Source organism: Chryseobacterium formosense (assembly GCF_900116415.1).
Classification (GTDB): domain Bacteria; phylum Bacteroidota; class Bacteroidia; order Flavobacteriales; family Weeksellaceae; genus Chryseobacterium; species Chryseobacterium formosense.
On the sequence record NZ_FPAP01000003.1, the window covers coordinates 262,028 to 276,073 of the forward strand.

At 35.6% G+C, this 14,046-nt stretch carries 10 protein-coding genes; 1 reads left to right on the forward strand and 9 read right to left on the reverse strand.

All coding sequences use genetic code 11. The features are described from left to right. Positions 1-271: 271 nt before the first annotated feature. From purN to BM371_RS12805, 7 genes are all read right to left on the reverse strand, one after another. Positions 272-838, reverse strand: coding sequence for a phosphoribosylglycinamide formyltransferase (gene purN / locus BM371_RS12775; protein WP_034676956.1), 567 nt, complete (start codon positions 836-838; stop codon positions 272-274). Positions 839-987: 149 nt separating this feature from the next. Then, the gene (purM, locus tag BM371_RS12780) at positions 988-1,980 is read right to left on the reverse strand and encodes a phosphoribosylformylglycinamidine cyclo-ligase (RefSeq protein ID WP_034676955.1); all 993 of its coding nucleotides are present in this window, start codon (positions 1,978-1,980) and stop codon (positions 988-990) included. Positions 1,981-2,247: 267 nt separating this feature from the next. Continuing rightward, complete coding sequence (locus tag BM371_RS12785; RefSeq protein WP_034673422.1) at positions 2,248-2,799, reverse strand: NADPH-dependent FMN reductase; 552 nt, start codon at positions 2,797-2,799, stop codon at positions 2,248-2,250. 125 nt (positions 2,800-2,924) lie between these two features. Beyond that, a complete protein-coding gene (locus BM371_RS12790; RefSeq protein WP_034673421.1) occupies positions 2,925-3,653 on the reverse strand; it encodes a pirin family protein in 729 nt (242 codons plus the stop codon). Between the two features lie 251 nt (positions 3,654-3,904). Continuing rightward, positions 3,905-4,435 (reverse strand): nuclear transport factor 2 family protein, encoded by a 531-nt coding sequence (locus tag BM371_RS12795; protein WP_034676952.1) that lies wholly within the window; start codon positions 4,433-4,435, stop codon positions 3,905-3,907. Positions 4,436-4,465: 30 nt separating this feature from the next. Further along, a complete protein-coding gene (locus tag BM371_RS12800) occupies positions 4,466-5,461 on the reverse strand; it encodes a bile acid:sodium symporter family protein (RefSeq protein WP_034673419.1) in 996 nt (331 codons plus the stop codon). A 270-nt stretch (positions 5,462-5,731) separates the two neighbouring features. Continuing rightward, positions 5,732-7,885: a glycoside hydrolase family 97 protein gene (locus BM371_RS12805; protein ID WP_034673418.1), complete on the reverse strand. Its 2,154-nt coding sequence runs from the start codon at positions 7,883-7,885 to the stop codon at positions 5,732-5,734. 385 nt (positions 7,886-8,270) lie between these two features. Between BM371_RS12805 and metG the strand changes: the two genes are divergently transcribed. After that, positions 8,271-10,304, forward strand: coding sequence for a methionine--tRNA ligase (gene metG, locus BM371_RS12810; RefSeq protein WP_034673416.1), 2,034 nt, complete (start codon positions 8,271-8,273; stop codon positions 10,302-10,304). 67 nt (positions 10,305-10,371) lie between these two features. On the opposite strand, the gene BM371_RS12815 is transcribed toward metG, so the two are convergent. After that, positions 10,372-11,976 carry a glycoside hydrolase family 10-like protein gene (locus BM371_RS12815; RefSeq protein WP_034673415.1) on the reverse strand — a complete coding sequence of 535 codons (1,605 nt, stop codon included), beginning with the start codon at positions 11,974-11,976 and terminating at the stop codon, positions 10,372-10,374. A gap of 180 nt (positions 11,977-12,156) precedes the next feature. Then, positions 12,157-13,965: a translational GTPase TypA gene (gene typA / locus BM371_RS12820; RefSeq protein ID WP_034673413.1), complete on the reverse strand. Its 1,809-nt coding sequence runs from the start codon at positions 13,963-13,965 to the stop codon at positions 12,157-12,159. Between the last annotated feature and the right edge of the window lie 81 nt (positions 13,966-14,046).

Here is a 14,046-nt window from a genome sequence, read left to right on the forward strand (position 1 = left end):
GTAGACCGGGTCTTTCACCTCCGGCCTTACTTTATTTTTACTTAGATTTTTCTTGTTTTCGAAATAATTAAAATCTAAATGTGTTTTGTTAATTACTATTTTTAACGCAAAGGGCGCTAATTTTTTTTAATTTCTTGCTGAATATTTTCGTTCGCAAAGGCGTTTCACTCAGCAAAGATTGGATGCTTTATTAACTACCCCGTCAAAAATTCTTTGAATTTTTGCCACCCCTCCAAGGGAGGGGAATTTTCTTATTGCTAATAATTGGGAGCTAATTATTATTCAATACTTTATTTATTGCTATTGGGAAAATTTCATATTCAACTAAATGAACTTTTTCCGCAACGGTTTCGGGAGTGTCTTCTTCTGTGACTTCGAATGATTTTTGAAGAATAGCCTCTCCTTCATCGATTCCTGAAGTTACAAAATGTACGGTTGCCCCGCTTTCTTTTTCTTTTGCTTCAATCACCGCGCTATGAACGTGATATCCCCACATTCCTTTTCCTCCGAATTTCGGAAGCAACGCCGGATGAATATTGATGATTTTTCCGACCCAATTTTCACAAAACTCAGGTTTTAAGATTGATAAAAATCCTGCCAATACGATTAAATCTGTATTTTCCGGGATTATTTTGCTCAATTCGTTGCTGAAGTTTTTTCCTCTCGGAATCAGAACATTATCTATGTTATGATTTTTTGCTCTTTCCAATCCGAAACATTCTCTGTCGGCAACCACTAAAGATACTTTTGCATTCTGGATTTCTCCGTTATCAATAGTATCAATGATTCTCTGAAGATTGGTTCCTGAACCTGAAACTAAAATGACAATATTTTTCATTTTTATTTTGTGAGCCTTGTCAAGGTTTAAAACCTTGACAAGGCTTTCTCTGTTATTAACTAGCCCCGATTGCAACGGCATCCTTTTTCTGAATGGCTTTGTAAAAAAGCGCTGGCGAAAAAGATATAGTGGAAAGCGGGATTAAGCTCCTAAAATTTTAAATCTATTTTTTCGCTTCCTTCTGTAATTTCTCCGATTTCGTAAGCATCATCTAAAAGGTGCAATACTTTTTCAGCGTGTTCTGCATCTACAACCACGATCATTCCGACACCCATATTGAATGTTCCGAACATTTCTTCGTGAGCTACACCACCTCTTTTTTCCAATTCTACCATGATGCTTGGAATCTGGATTTTTGAAGCATCAATCGTCGCACAAAGTCCTTCACCGATAATTCTTGGGATGTTTTCGTACAATCCGCCACCCGTAATATGAGCAATACCCGCAACCTGAACTTCTTCAATTACTTTATGAATATCTTTATAATATAATCTCGTAGGAACTAAAAGCGTCTCGTACAAAGGCTTTCCTTCAAATTCTTCATTGAAATCAGGGAAAACTTTTCTTACCAAAGAGAATCCGTTTGAGTGGAATCCTGAACTTGGAAGAGCGATGATTTTATCACCTGTCTTAATTTTTGAACCGTCAATAATCTGGTCTTTTTCAACGATTCCTACACAGAATCCTGCAACATCGTAATCTCCAGGCTGATACATTCCCGGCATTTCGGCAGTTTCTCCACCAATTAATGCGCAGTTGTTGTCTTTACAAGCTTCTACCATTCCTAAAACGATTTCTGCAGCGATTTCAGAATCTAATTTTCCGCAAGCCAGATAATCAAGGAAAAATAATGGTTTCGCCCCGTGACAAAGGATGTCATTCGCACACATTGCGAAGCAGTCTACCCCAATAGAATCGTATTTTTTTGAATCTAAAGCTACTTTCAGCTTCGTTCCTACACCGTCTGTTCCGGAAACCAAAACAGGGTTTTTGTAACCTCCGATTTCGTAAAAAGCTCCAAAACTTCCCAAATGATTCAATACATTGGAATTGTGAGTTTCGCCTACCGCTTTCTTGATCTTGTCAACGGTTTTGTATCCTTCTTCTTTGTCTACTCCAGCTGATTTGTACGTGTTGCTCATGCTTTTATTTAGGTTTTCAGATTCAAGATTCAAGATTTCAGATTTCGCAAATCATCTATTTCAAATCTATCTGTCTTTTGTATATTAAATTTAAATTTCGAAAATAAAAAAGCCGACAATCTTGGTAGATTATCGGCCGTTATTTTATCTCAGAATTTCAGAGTCCACAGTTTTCCCTTTTTTGAAGGAATATTCTTTAAAAGTGGTCTGAATTTTCATTTCTAATTCTTTTTGCAAAGATATTAATTTTATGTTAATATTCAAATGCTATTTTTCTAAGATTGTTTCAACAGCAGAAATCTTCTGAATTTTTTCTTTTAACTCATTGTCTTTCTCCACATTAGATACTTTATTGGCTTCTTTATCGAAATTATCATTAAAGAATGGAAGCGTGAAAGTGTCAATAATATTTCCTCCATGCAAAGGAAAACGTTTTTCTGCCGCCTCCAAAACTCCTAAACCACCTCTTCCACCAGGAGCTGTAGCCATCAACAACATTGGTTTTTCATTCCAAACTGCTCTTTCTTTAATTCTTGACGTCCAGTCGAAAACATTTTTAAATGCTGTAGAATATGTTCCGTTATGTTCTGATAATGAAATTAAAAGTATATCTGCTGAATCTATTTTTGACGCAAAATCTACTGCTTGTTGCGGAACCCCGCTTTCTACTTCTCTTTGATGCTTATAAATCGGCATTTCAAAATCGTTCATGTCTACGACTTCTACTTCTGCATTTTCGATTAATGATGCTGAGTAAGAAACTAAGAGTTTATTGATTGATGTCTCGGAATTGCTTCCGGCGATTGCTAAAATTTTCATTGTATAATTTGAATTTGTCTGATTTTTATGTTATTTATATTTTTTTGACCACCCCGTCAAAAATTCTATCGAATTTTCGCCACCCCTCCAAGGGAGGGGAATTTTTAATGAGGCAAAATTAGGGATTATTTCAGGTAAGAAGGCAATTCCATCGGAACTTCCATTAAAAGGATTTCTGTATCTTCCGTTGCTTCGATGTTGAAACTTTGGGTGTCCCAAATTCCTAAACCGTCTCTTTCATTCAGAATTCTATCGCCCACTTTTGCACTTCCTTTTAATACAAAAGCGTACACCCCATTTCCTTTTTTGTTCAGTGTATAATTTTTACCATTTCCTTTGGTAAAATTAGCCAGATTAAACCATGCATCCTGATGAATCCAAACTCCGTCATCGTTTTTATTGGGTGATAAAATCTGTTGGAATCCGTTAATTTTTTCGCCTTCTTTAATGCTCTTTTGATCGTATCTTGGTTCAACACCAACCTCTCTCGGGAAAATCCAGATCTGTAAGAATTTTACTTCTTCATCTTTATTTTTGTTGTACTCGCTGTGCTGAACTCCGGTTCCGGCACTCATTACCTGAATCTCACCTTTTTTGATTACCGCAGCAGTTCCCATCGAATCTTTATGCTCCAGATCACCTTCTAATGGAATGGAAATAATTTCCATATCTCTATGAGGATGCGTCCCGAAACCCATTCCCTGAGAAACAGTGTCGTCATTCAACACTCTCAAGACTCCGAAATTCTGTCTTTCTCTATTTTGATAGCCTGCAAAACTGAATGTATGGTAAGAATTCAGCCATCCATGATTGGCGTGACCTCTTGAATCTGCTTTGTGATATACTGTTTTCATATCCTTTATTTGTCATTTAATTATTATTGCTATTAATTATGATACAAAGGTACCGCTTACAGGATTTAGAGTTGTTGATCTAAGGTAAGAAAGGATTTTTGTCAATTGTGAATGGCTAATTTTCTTAGAAGTGAATTTTAAACCTTTTAGATTTGATGTAAGTTTTGGCTAAAGCCTTTATTCCTTCAAAATAAGAAAGCGGACTAAAGTCCGCTCCTATTGATGATTTTACTAATTCTTTCAATGCTGTTTTATTTTTTAGAAGACTTTAATTCCTGTAACAAAACATCTTCCAAAGCTGACTTTTCAGCAACTACTTTATCGACCACATCGTTTGGAACTGTTACCGAAAGTACATACTGTTTTACTTTCCATTGTCCATTGATTTTTTCTAAAACCCCGGAACCTCGGCAAATTTTCATTTGTGTATCTAATAATTCATCAAACCAAGCCATTTTTCCATCTTTGCTGAAATAGACATTTCTTTTAACCGATGTAAAATTCCAGGTCTTTTTTTTATCAAAATGGGGTTTTGCCCAGGTTTTAAATTCTTGTTTATTCCAGATTTCCGTTGCATCGGTTCCGATAAACGTAGATTCATCAGCAAAAAAACTGAAGTATTTTTCAAATTCCGCATTCGCTGCAGCAACGTTGAAATCATCAAGCATTTTTGAAATGGCTGTTTTTTCATTTTCAAATTTTGCGTCTTTAGATTGCGCTGAAAACTTTGAAAAAGTAAATAGAAAGATTGTTAAAGCAAAGAATAATTTTATTCTATTCATAATCATAATTTTCTTTAAATATAATCAAATTTAAAATTCGACCAATTCCATACGTTTTGCAATTCTGTTTGCCAACCAACTTACATAAAACAACTGGAAACTGTGATAAACCATTACAGGAAGCAGAAACAACACTTTTTGTTCATCCGGAATTCCTAAAACCAACAGAAACAAACTTCCGTGAACCAGTGATTTTTTTGAACCGCAAAATGTTGTTGTAATAACATCTTTTGCTTTAAAATTTAATCTTTCAGCGAAAAATTTAAGGATATAATAGACTGAAAAGAACAGGAAAACCACGCTGAAAGCCAAAATAACAAACACCAAAGAATGAACCGAAGCAAAAATATTTTCTATAAATGCACTCGAAAAACTTTCATACACAATCAATAAAATAATCAGTCGGTCAAATTCTGCGATAATATTTGAATATTTTGTTACCCATTTTTTCAGTAATGGATTTAATAAAACCCCTAAAATAATCGGCAATAAGACTTTGATTAAAAGCTGCTCGATAATTTGCGTCTGATTTCCTGAAGATGCATTCGAAACTAAGAAAAAACTCATCAGAAGCGGTGTCATAATAATTCCAATCAAGCCTGAAATTGACGCATTAAAAATCGCTGAAGTCACATTTCCTTTAGCAATCGAGACCATGACAACAGACGAAGAAACCGTTGAGGGTAAACTCGCCAGGAAAAATACAGAAAGCCAGATATTGTAATATTCTGAATCTTTGATGAATGGATAAAAAATCAAAACCAATAAAGGAAATAAGAGGAAAGTTCCAGACTGAATCAACAAATGCAATTTCCAGTTGGAAACATCTTTTACAACTTCTTTTAAATTTAATTTTAAACCATATAAAAGAAAAATTCCGGCAATTCCCCAATCGATAAATCCGGAAAGATTAAAATACTGGTTGTAAGATTGTTCGAATGGAAAGATTTTCGCAAGTAAAACCATGGCAACAAGCAGAAAAAGAAAAATGTTCTGTTTGGTAAAAATTTTAGTCATCAGCTTCATTAAATATCATTTAAAATAAAATTTTTGGTGTCTGACAAAAACTTAAAATGTCTTTTTAACCGCAAAAGAATCAAAAGTAATAATTGAAAAAATTTAGAATTTCAAAAATTTACAAAATGTAAAGGTTTCATTTATGTTTTGTTTTGTTAGCTTTTGAATAACTTATTTCATTATAAATCTTTTGTGACTTTTGCGGTTAAAAAATATCATGCACTAGAAAGAAAAATCCTTAAAGTTTTTGGCTTTAAGGACTATAAAATTATGAATTATTTATTTTATTGGTTTTATAGAAACGGCAAAACCTCCACTTCGAGCCAATTTGAAATTGATTTTGGATTTGTTTGTAATCTGTTTTTTGTAGATGTTATAACTCTGAGGATTGTCGATATAATCTGCATCTTTTCCGTCTTCATAGATTATTGCTACATACTTTTTTCCTTTGTCTAAAAATGAAAAATCTACGGTATAATCTCGTTTATTCTCATCGGTAATCCCGCCGACAAACCAATTTTCGGTTCCTTTCGCTTTTCTTGCCGTGATTACATAATCTCCCGGTTCTGCCGAAAGAATTTTTGTATCATCCCAGTCTGCCGCCACATCTTTGATGAACTGAAACGCATCCATGTGTTTTTTATAGTTTTCAGGTAGATCTGCAGCCATCTGCAAAGGCATATACATCGTCACGTACAACGCTAACTGTTTTGCCAAAGTTGTTTTCACAAAACGTTGATCTCCCGGAAAATAATAATCTAATTTCGTTTGGAAAATTCCCGGTGTGTAATCCATCGAACCACCTATCCATCGTGTGAACGGAAGAATTGTCTGATGGTCGGGATTGTTTCCTGCAAAAGCTTCATATTCAGTTCCACGGGCGGCTTCTGCTGAAATATAATTCGGATAGGTACGGCTTTCTCCTCCCGGACGAACCGATTCATGAGAATTGACCATGATTTTATACTGATTTGCTTTTTCTATAATTCTGTAATAATGATTGATCGTCCACTGCGAATAATGATGCTCTCCTCTCGGAATAATATCGCCCACATAGCCTGTTTTCACAGAGGTATAACCATATTTATTCATCAACTGAAAAGCTTGGTCTGCCCATCTTTCGTAATTGGTTGCCGAACCGGAAGTTTCATGATGCATGATTAATTTTAAACCTTTAGATTGAGCATATTCATTCAACATTTTAATATCAAAATCAGGATAAGGCGTCAGAAAATCAAAAACAAATTCTTTCGAATGACCAAACCAGTCTTCCCAACCAACATTCCAACCTTCAATCAACAATCCCTGAAAACCATTTTCAGCGGCAAAATCAATATATTCTTTAACTTTTGTATTATTGGCTCCATGTTTTCCGTTGGGTGTTAATTTAGAAAAATCAGTTGTTCCAAGATGCACATTATCTGCTGTAGAATAAGCCCACTGCGATTTCCCGATAATCATTTCCCACCAAACTCCCATGTATTTTGTAGGTTTGATGTAAGAAGTGTCGGTGTATTTTGTAGGTTCATTCAGATTGAAAAGCATTTTTGAATCCATCAACTCTTCTGCTTTTGGTGAAACGATAATGGTTCTCCAAGGCGTCACAGAAGGCGTCTGAATGTACCCTTTTGCGCCTTGCCGGTCCGCCGTAAGATGGGTTTTAAATTTAAAATTCTGAGCATCAACTTCAAGATGGGAAGCTGCATAATTGAGAACCGCCGCTTCTGCAATATTGATGTACAAAGGTTCTTTTCCGTTCTTTTTTAACATTAACGGAGACTGAACCGCATTTTTAATTAATTTCTGAGAAGCATTAGAATCAAAAGCCTTATCCCATTTTTGTGGAATTTCAGAGATGTTGGTTTCCTGATATTTGTATTCCTGAGAATCGTAATCGGCAACCATCCACCAGGCTTTCATATCCGTCGGAAAATCAAATTCCGTATCTTCTTCTCTGATGACAAAATAATTCAGGTTTTTCTGCTGCGGAAATTCATATCTGAAACCAAGACCATCATTAAACAATCGAAATTTAACCACAATACTTCGGTCGGTTAAATTTTGATTCAGCGTAACCGCCAATTCATTATAATGGTTGATATAATTTTTCTTTTCGCCTAAAACCGGTTGCCAAGTTTCATTTTTTGAGTCTCTTTTCTCAGAGGTTTTAACGAAATCATTATTTAAATCAAATTTCGCATCTTCAGTTTTAGCAATTTCTGAAGCAAATGTTACCGAAGTATCTTTAAAAAGCCTTAATCCTAATTTGGAATCTTCAACAACCGTAGATCCGTTATATTTTAAATTGTAAAAAGGAACTCCATTTTTCAGCTGGAAATTCATTTCAAATTTTCCGTCAGGAGATTTCAACGACTGCGCATTTGCACCTGCAAACATCATCGTAAGTAAAACTGCGCCAATTGTAATTTTCATCTTATTGAATTTTATAAAGTTTAAAAGTAAAAAAATACCGTCAAGAAATAGCAATATTTACAAAAGATTCTTTTCACAGGTTTAAGTTACAAACAACACAATTATTTAAACGCAGTGAGCGCAAAGATCTTTTCAAATCAAATTGCATATTTCCGTCCGAAAAGGCGTTTCACTCAGCGAAAAACGCAATTGGCTTTTGCTGAAAGGTGCCTTAGCGAACGGAAGATAAACTACTTCATTTAAACAAAACTTTGCGAATGTTACGTTTAAGACAATACCTAAATATTATAACGTAATCTATTAAACATATTTAGATATAATAGCCTTAAATCGAAGAATTTTGGCAGATTATCTTTATCTTTGCAGACTTAAAACTATACTATAAATGTCAAACAGAAAGATGATTACGGCGGCTTTGCCATATGCAAACGGACCGGTTCATATTGGGCATTTGGCGGGAGTTTACATTCCTGCAGATGTTTATGCAAGATTTCAGAGAAGATCGGGAAAAGATGTTGCTTTTATCTGTGGATCAGATGAGCACGGAATTCCTATCACCATAAGAGCTAAAAAAGAAGGAGTTACCCCACAGGATATAGTCGATAAATATCATGAAATCATCAAAAAATCTTTTGCAGATTTAGGGATTTCATTTGATGAATATTCGAGAACAACATCGGCTAACCATCGCGAAACAAGTCAGGATTTCTTTAAAGTGCTTTACGAAAAAGGAAAGTTTACAGAAGAAATGTCTGAGCAGTATTTTGACGAACAGGCAAATGAATTCTTAGCTGACCGATATATCGTAGGAACTTGCCCGAACTGTGGTAACGAAAACGCTTACGGAGATCAGTGCGAGAGATGTGGTTCTACCCTTTCTCCGTCTGAACTGATCAATCCAAAATCAATGTTGAGCGGAAATGTTCCTATTTTAAAAGAGACTAAAAACTGGTATTTACCATTAAACGAATATGAAGATTTCTTAAACGAATGGATTATTGAAGGTCACAAAGACGACTGGAAACCCAATGTTTACGGACAGGTAAAATCTTGGTTGACTGACGGTTTAAAGCCTCGTGCAATGACCAGAGATTTGAATTGGGGAGTTCCTGTTCCACTTCCTAATGCAGAAGGAAAAGTTTTGTATGTTTGGTTTGATGCACCTATTGGATATATTTCTTTCACAAAAGAATGGGCTGAGAAAAACGGAAAAGACTGGAAAGATTACTGGCAAAGTGAAGAATCTGATTTGGTTCATTTTATCGGAAAAGATAATATTGTATTCCATTGTATTATTTTCCCGGCGATGATGAAGGCTCACGGAGATTTCAAAATGCCGAAAAACGTTCCCGCTTTTGAATTTTTAAATCTTGAAAACGATAAAATTTCAACTTCAAGAAACTGGGCAGTCTGGGCACACGAATATGTGGAAGAATTCCCGGGACAGCAGGATGTTTTGCGTTACGCATTGCTTTCTTCAGCTCCAGAAACCAAGGATAACAATTTTACATGGAAGGATTTCCAGACTAAAAACAATTCTGAGTTAGTGGGAATTTTTGGGAACTTTATCAACAGAGTTGCGGTTTTAATTCATAAATATTATGATGGAATTGTTCCTCAAGGCGACGTTAATGCTCCGGAACTACAGGAAATCAATAAATCAGCAAAAGAAATTTCAGGATTCTTGGAAAATTATGAATTCAGAAATTCTTTGACCGCCTTGATGAATTTAGCACGTTTCGGAAACCAATATCTTCAGGCTGAAGAACCTTGGAAAACCATTAAAGATAATCCTGAAAAGGCGGCACAGTCATTATTTGTTGGAGCTCAGATTGCAGTTGGTTTAGCGCAGTTATGCGAACCATTTATGCCTTTCAGTTCTGAGAAATTATTGAACATGTTCAACGTTGAAAAATCGAACTGGAGCGATGTTGAAACGAAGTCTGTCTTAATTGAAACAGGTCATAAAATTAATGAATCATCTCTTCTTTTCTCAAAAATTGAAGATGATGTAATCGAAGCTCAAATCCAAAAACTGGAAAATACAAAACAAAGCAATAAAAAAACAAACCCTAACGCCAACCCAATGAAAGACGAAATACAGTTTGATGATTTCACAAAAATCGACTTGAGAACAGCAACCATTCTTGAAGCTGAAAAAGTAGAAAAAGCAGATAAATTATTAAAACTGACTGTTGATACCGGTGTTGATGTAAGAACTGTGGTTTCAGGAATTGCAGAAAGTTTCACTCCGGAAGAAGTAATTGGAAAGCAGGTGATGATTTTATTAAATCTTGCTCCAAGAAAAATCAGAGGAATTGAATCTCAGGGAATGTTGTTATTGACAACAAAAGCTGACGGAAAATTATCTTTTGTGACGCCGGATGAAACGGTGGAAAATGGTATTGAGATAGGATAATTTAATATTTAGATAAACGAAACGACGCAAATTTTTTGCGTCGTTTTCTATTTATTTTTACTCAAAATCACTTTACTTTTTTCGCCATATAATCGCTCTCATTTCCTAAACGGTCTATTGCTTTGATCGCAACTGCATTTAACGTTTTACCATCTTTAAACTTAAGAATTTCTTTTGAAAGTGTTTCTAAAGTCAAAATTTCAGTTTCCCAAATTCCGTTGTATTGTGTGAAGAGAACCCATTGAAAGACGTTTGCTATTTTCTTCGAACTCCAACTTGTCTGTATAAAATTCCCGTTGTCATTTATAAATAAACTTGGTTTTTCTAAAGGAATCGTTTTAATCCATGGACTTTTCGGGGTTAAAGCCTTTTCTTTATACGGTCCGTTTTTCAAAGTCGGAAGCATGTTTGAATTTTTCGTCAAGCCTGCAATGCTCCAATGAATTTCTCCAGCATCATTATTTAAGATTTGTCTGGAAAGCTCAACCTGATTTTTAATTTCGGTTGGTCGGTCAGCAGTTTTTATCTCAACCGTATTTAATCCGGGCCAAAGATGACGGTTCATTGTGTTTTCAGATTTCCACCAGTTTAATAAAGACGCAAAACCCTGTCCTTTTGAATCAATCGGCCAGTACAATTGCGGTGAAAAATAATCAACCCACCCCTTATTTAACCATAATTTAGCATCAGCAAACAATTCGTCATATTGTGAAGAACCGACAATTCCTTCAGGATAACCGGGTTTCCAGATTCCGAACGGACTGATCCCGAATTTCACATGATTTTTCTCTGCATGGATTTCCTTGTAAATTCTTTCAACAAATTTATTCACATTATCTCTTCTCCAATCTCCTCTCGATAATGTTCCGCCTGAACTTTGGTAAGCTGCCCAAGTTTTGTGATCTGGGAAATCTGCACCTCTGTTGTAGGTTGCATAAGGATAAAAATAATCATCAAAATGTACTGCGTCGATATCATACCTTTTCACAATATCTTTTACAACATTCGAAACGTGCCCCTGAGTTTTCGGATCTGCAGGATCAAACCAATACATCCCGTTTTTTAATCTGATCGTAATATCAGAAAGCTTACTCGCCATCGATTGACTGGTTACTGCCCCACCGTTAGAATGATGCGCTCTGTAAGGATTTAACCAAACATGAAGTTCCAAACCTCTTTTATGAGATTCTTCAATCCAGAATTGTAAAGGGTCGTAATTCGGGTATGGCGGTTCACCTGTTTTTCCTGTTAAAAAATACGACCATGGTTCTAATTCACTGGTGTACAATGCATCTGCAGAAGGTCGAACCTGAAAAATTACCGCATTAAAATTATTTTCCTGAAGCATATTCAACATATTGATCGCTTCCGCTTTTTGTTGCTCTACAGAAAGATTATTTCTTGATGGCCAGTTGATATTGGCAACACTCGCAATCCAGACTCCGCGAAATTCGCGGTTAATCGCCGGAAGATTTACTTTAAAATCTTCTTCAACAGGTATTGCTGCAATTGGCGGAACAGATTTCGGATCTGGTTTTTTAACCGTACTTTTTGAATTGTTTGTCGTTTTTCCAGACTTGTTTTTTGGAGCATTTTCTCTTACAGCACATGATGTAGTGAAAGAAGCGAACAAACCTAGTATACAGATTAATTTTATTTTAGTGATTTTCATATTTTATTCTAAGAAAGAATTTCAAAGTTGCTAAAAGACAAAACTAATGATATAAAGGTAATTTCGGAAATCTCATACTGTAAAATTTAGTTAAAACAATAATATACACGAGTTTAAAATTGTGGCTAATAAAAAAAGCCCCGAAAAATCGAGGCTTTAGATATATTATTAGAGTTAAAATTAAGCTTTCGCTCCTCTTTCTACTCTTTTTCTTTCTTCTTCAGAAAGTAATTTCTTTCTCATACGGATGAAATTCGGAGTTACCTCGATTGCTTCATCAGCCTGAATGTATTCCATACATTCTTCAAGAGAGAATAAGATTTTTGGTGCAACACCTGTATCTTTATCTTTCCCTGAAGCTCTCATGTTATTCAACTGTTTTGCTTCAACAATGTTTACAACCAAATCTCCCGGCTTGTTTTGCTCACCGATAACCATCCCTGCATAGATTTCCTCGCCCGGATCAACATAGAACTTACCTCTATCCTGTAATTTAGCAATAGAATATTCAGTTGCAGGACCTTGAGTTTTAGAAATCAATACGCCATTACTTCTTCCAGGAATCGCACCTTTGAAAGGCTTGTATTCTGTGAAACGGTGTGCCATGATAGCTTCACCAGCAGTAGCAGTCAACATTTGAGAACGCAATCCGATCAAGCCTCTTGAAGGAATTTCGAATTCCATGTGCTGCATTTCTCCCTTAGTTTCCATGATGTGAAGATCTCCTTTTCTCTGAGTGGCCAAATCGATAACTCTAGAAGCAAATTCTTCAGGAACGTCTACAACCAAAGATTCATAAGGCTCTAATTTTTGTCCGTTTTCATCTTCTCTCAAGATAACTTGTGGCTGTCCGATCGTCATTTCGTAACCTTCTCTTCTCATTGTTTCAATAAGAACCGACAAGTGAAGAATACCTCTACCGAATACCAGGAATGTGTTGGCATCATCAGTCTGCTGAACTCTTAGTGCCAAGTTTTTCTCTAATTCTTTGTAAAGTCTTTCTTTCAGGTGGTTTGATGTAACATATTTACCGTCTTTACCGAAGAAAGGTGAATTGTTGATTGAGAAAGTCATGTTCAGAGTAGGCTCATCAATAGCCGTTCTCTCCAATGGCTCAGGATTTTCAAGATCTACGAAAGAATCTCCGATCTGGAAAGCATCGAAACCTACTACAGCGCAGATATCACCTGCCTGAACTTCAGTTACTTTTTTCTTTCCTAAACCTTCGAAAACATATAGTTCTTTTACTTTTCCTTTCACAATTTTTCCGTCTGCCTGGGCAAGACCGATCCACTGAGATTCTTTAAGCTCACCTCTCGTTACTTTACCGATTGCAATTCTTCCTAAGAAAGAAGAGAAATCTAATGAAGTAATCTGCATCTGAAGATTTCCTTCAGTTACTTTCGGTTCAGGAACGTATTGTAAAATACCATCTAATAATGGCATAATGTTGTCAGTTTGCTCTAATGAAGTATTGAACCATCCTTGTTTTGAAGATCCGTAGAACGTTGGGAAATCCAACTGCTCTTCAGTTGCTTCAAGATTGAAGAACAAATCAAATACCTGATCGTGAACTTCATCAGGACGACAGTTTGGCTTATCAACTTTATTGATGACAACCAAAGGTCTAAGACCTAATTCTAAAGCTTTTTGCAGTACGAATCTTGTCTGCGGCATAGGTCCTTCGAACGCATCTACCAACAAGATAACACCGTCTGCCATTTTCAATACTCTTTCTACTTCCCCACCAAAATCGGCGTGACCAGGAGTATCGATAACGTTAATTTTTGTATCTTTATAAGTAACAGAAATATTTTTTGATAAAATGGTAATTCCTCTTTCTCTTTCAAGATCGTTGTTATCCATTATTAATTCTCCACTTTCCTGATTTTCTCTGAAAATGTTTGTAGCATGAATAATCTTATCAACCAAAGTCGTTTTACCGTGGTCAACGTGTGCGATAATCGCAATATTTCTAATGTTTTGCATGAATGATTTTTACGGGTGCAAAATTAATGATTTTTAATGAATTAACCATCATCAATATTAATTAATTAACAAATTCATAAT

Bases quoted from the DNA above. Each gene is read 5' to 3' on its own strand.
- purN (WP_034676956.1), bottom strand. From the start codon at position 838: ATGAAAAATATTGTCATTTTAGTTTCAGGTTCAGGAACCAATCTTCAG.
- purM (WP_034676955.1), bottom strand. From the start codon at position 1,980: ATGAGCAACACGTACAAATCAGCTGGAGTAGACAAAGAAGAAGGATAC.
- BM371_RS12785 (WP_034673422.1), bottom strand. From the start codon at position 2,799: ATGAAAATTTTAGCAATCGCCGGAAGCAATTCCGAGACATCAATCAAT.
- BM371_RS12790 (WP_034673421.1), bottom strand. From the start codon at position 3,653: ATGAAAACAGTATATCACAAAGCAGATTCAAGAGGTCACGCCAATCAT.
- BM371_RS12795 (WP_034676952.1), bottom strand. From the start codon at position 4,435: ATGAATAGAATAAAATTATTCTTTGCTTTAACAATCTTTCTATTTACT.
- BM371_RS12800 (WP_034673419.1), bottom strand. From the start codon at position 5,461: ATGAAGCTGATGACTAAAATTTTTACCAAACAGAACATTTTTCTTTTT.
- BM371_RS12805 (WP_034673418.1), bottom strand. From the start codon at position 7,885: ATGAAAATTACAATTGGCGCAGTTTTACTTACGATGATGTTTGCAGGT.
- metG (WP_034673416.1), top strand. From the start codon at position 8,271: ATGTCAAACAGAAAGATGATTACGGCGGCTTTGCCATATGCAAACGGA.
- BM371_RS12815 (WP_034673415.1), bottom strand. From the start codon at position 11,976: ATGAAAATCACTAAAATAAAATTAATCTGTATACTAGGTTTGTTCGCT.
- typA (WP_034673413.1), bottom strand. From the start codon at position 13,965: ATGCAAAACATTAGAAATATTGCGATTATCGCACACGTTGACCACGGT.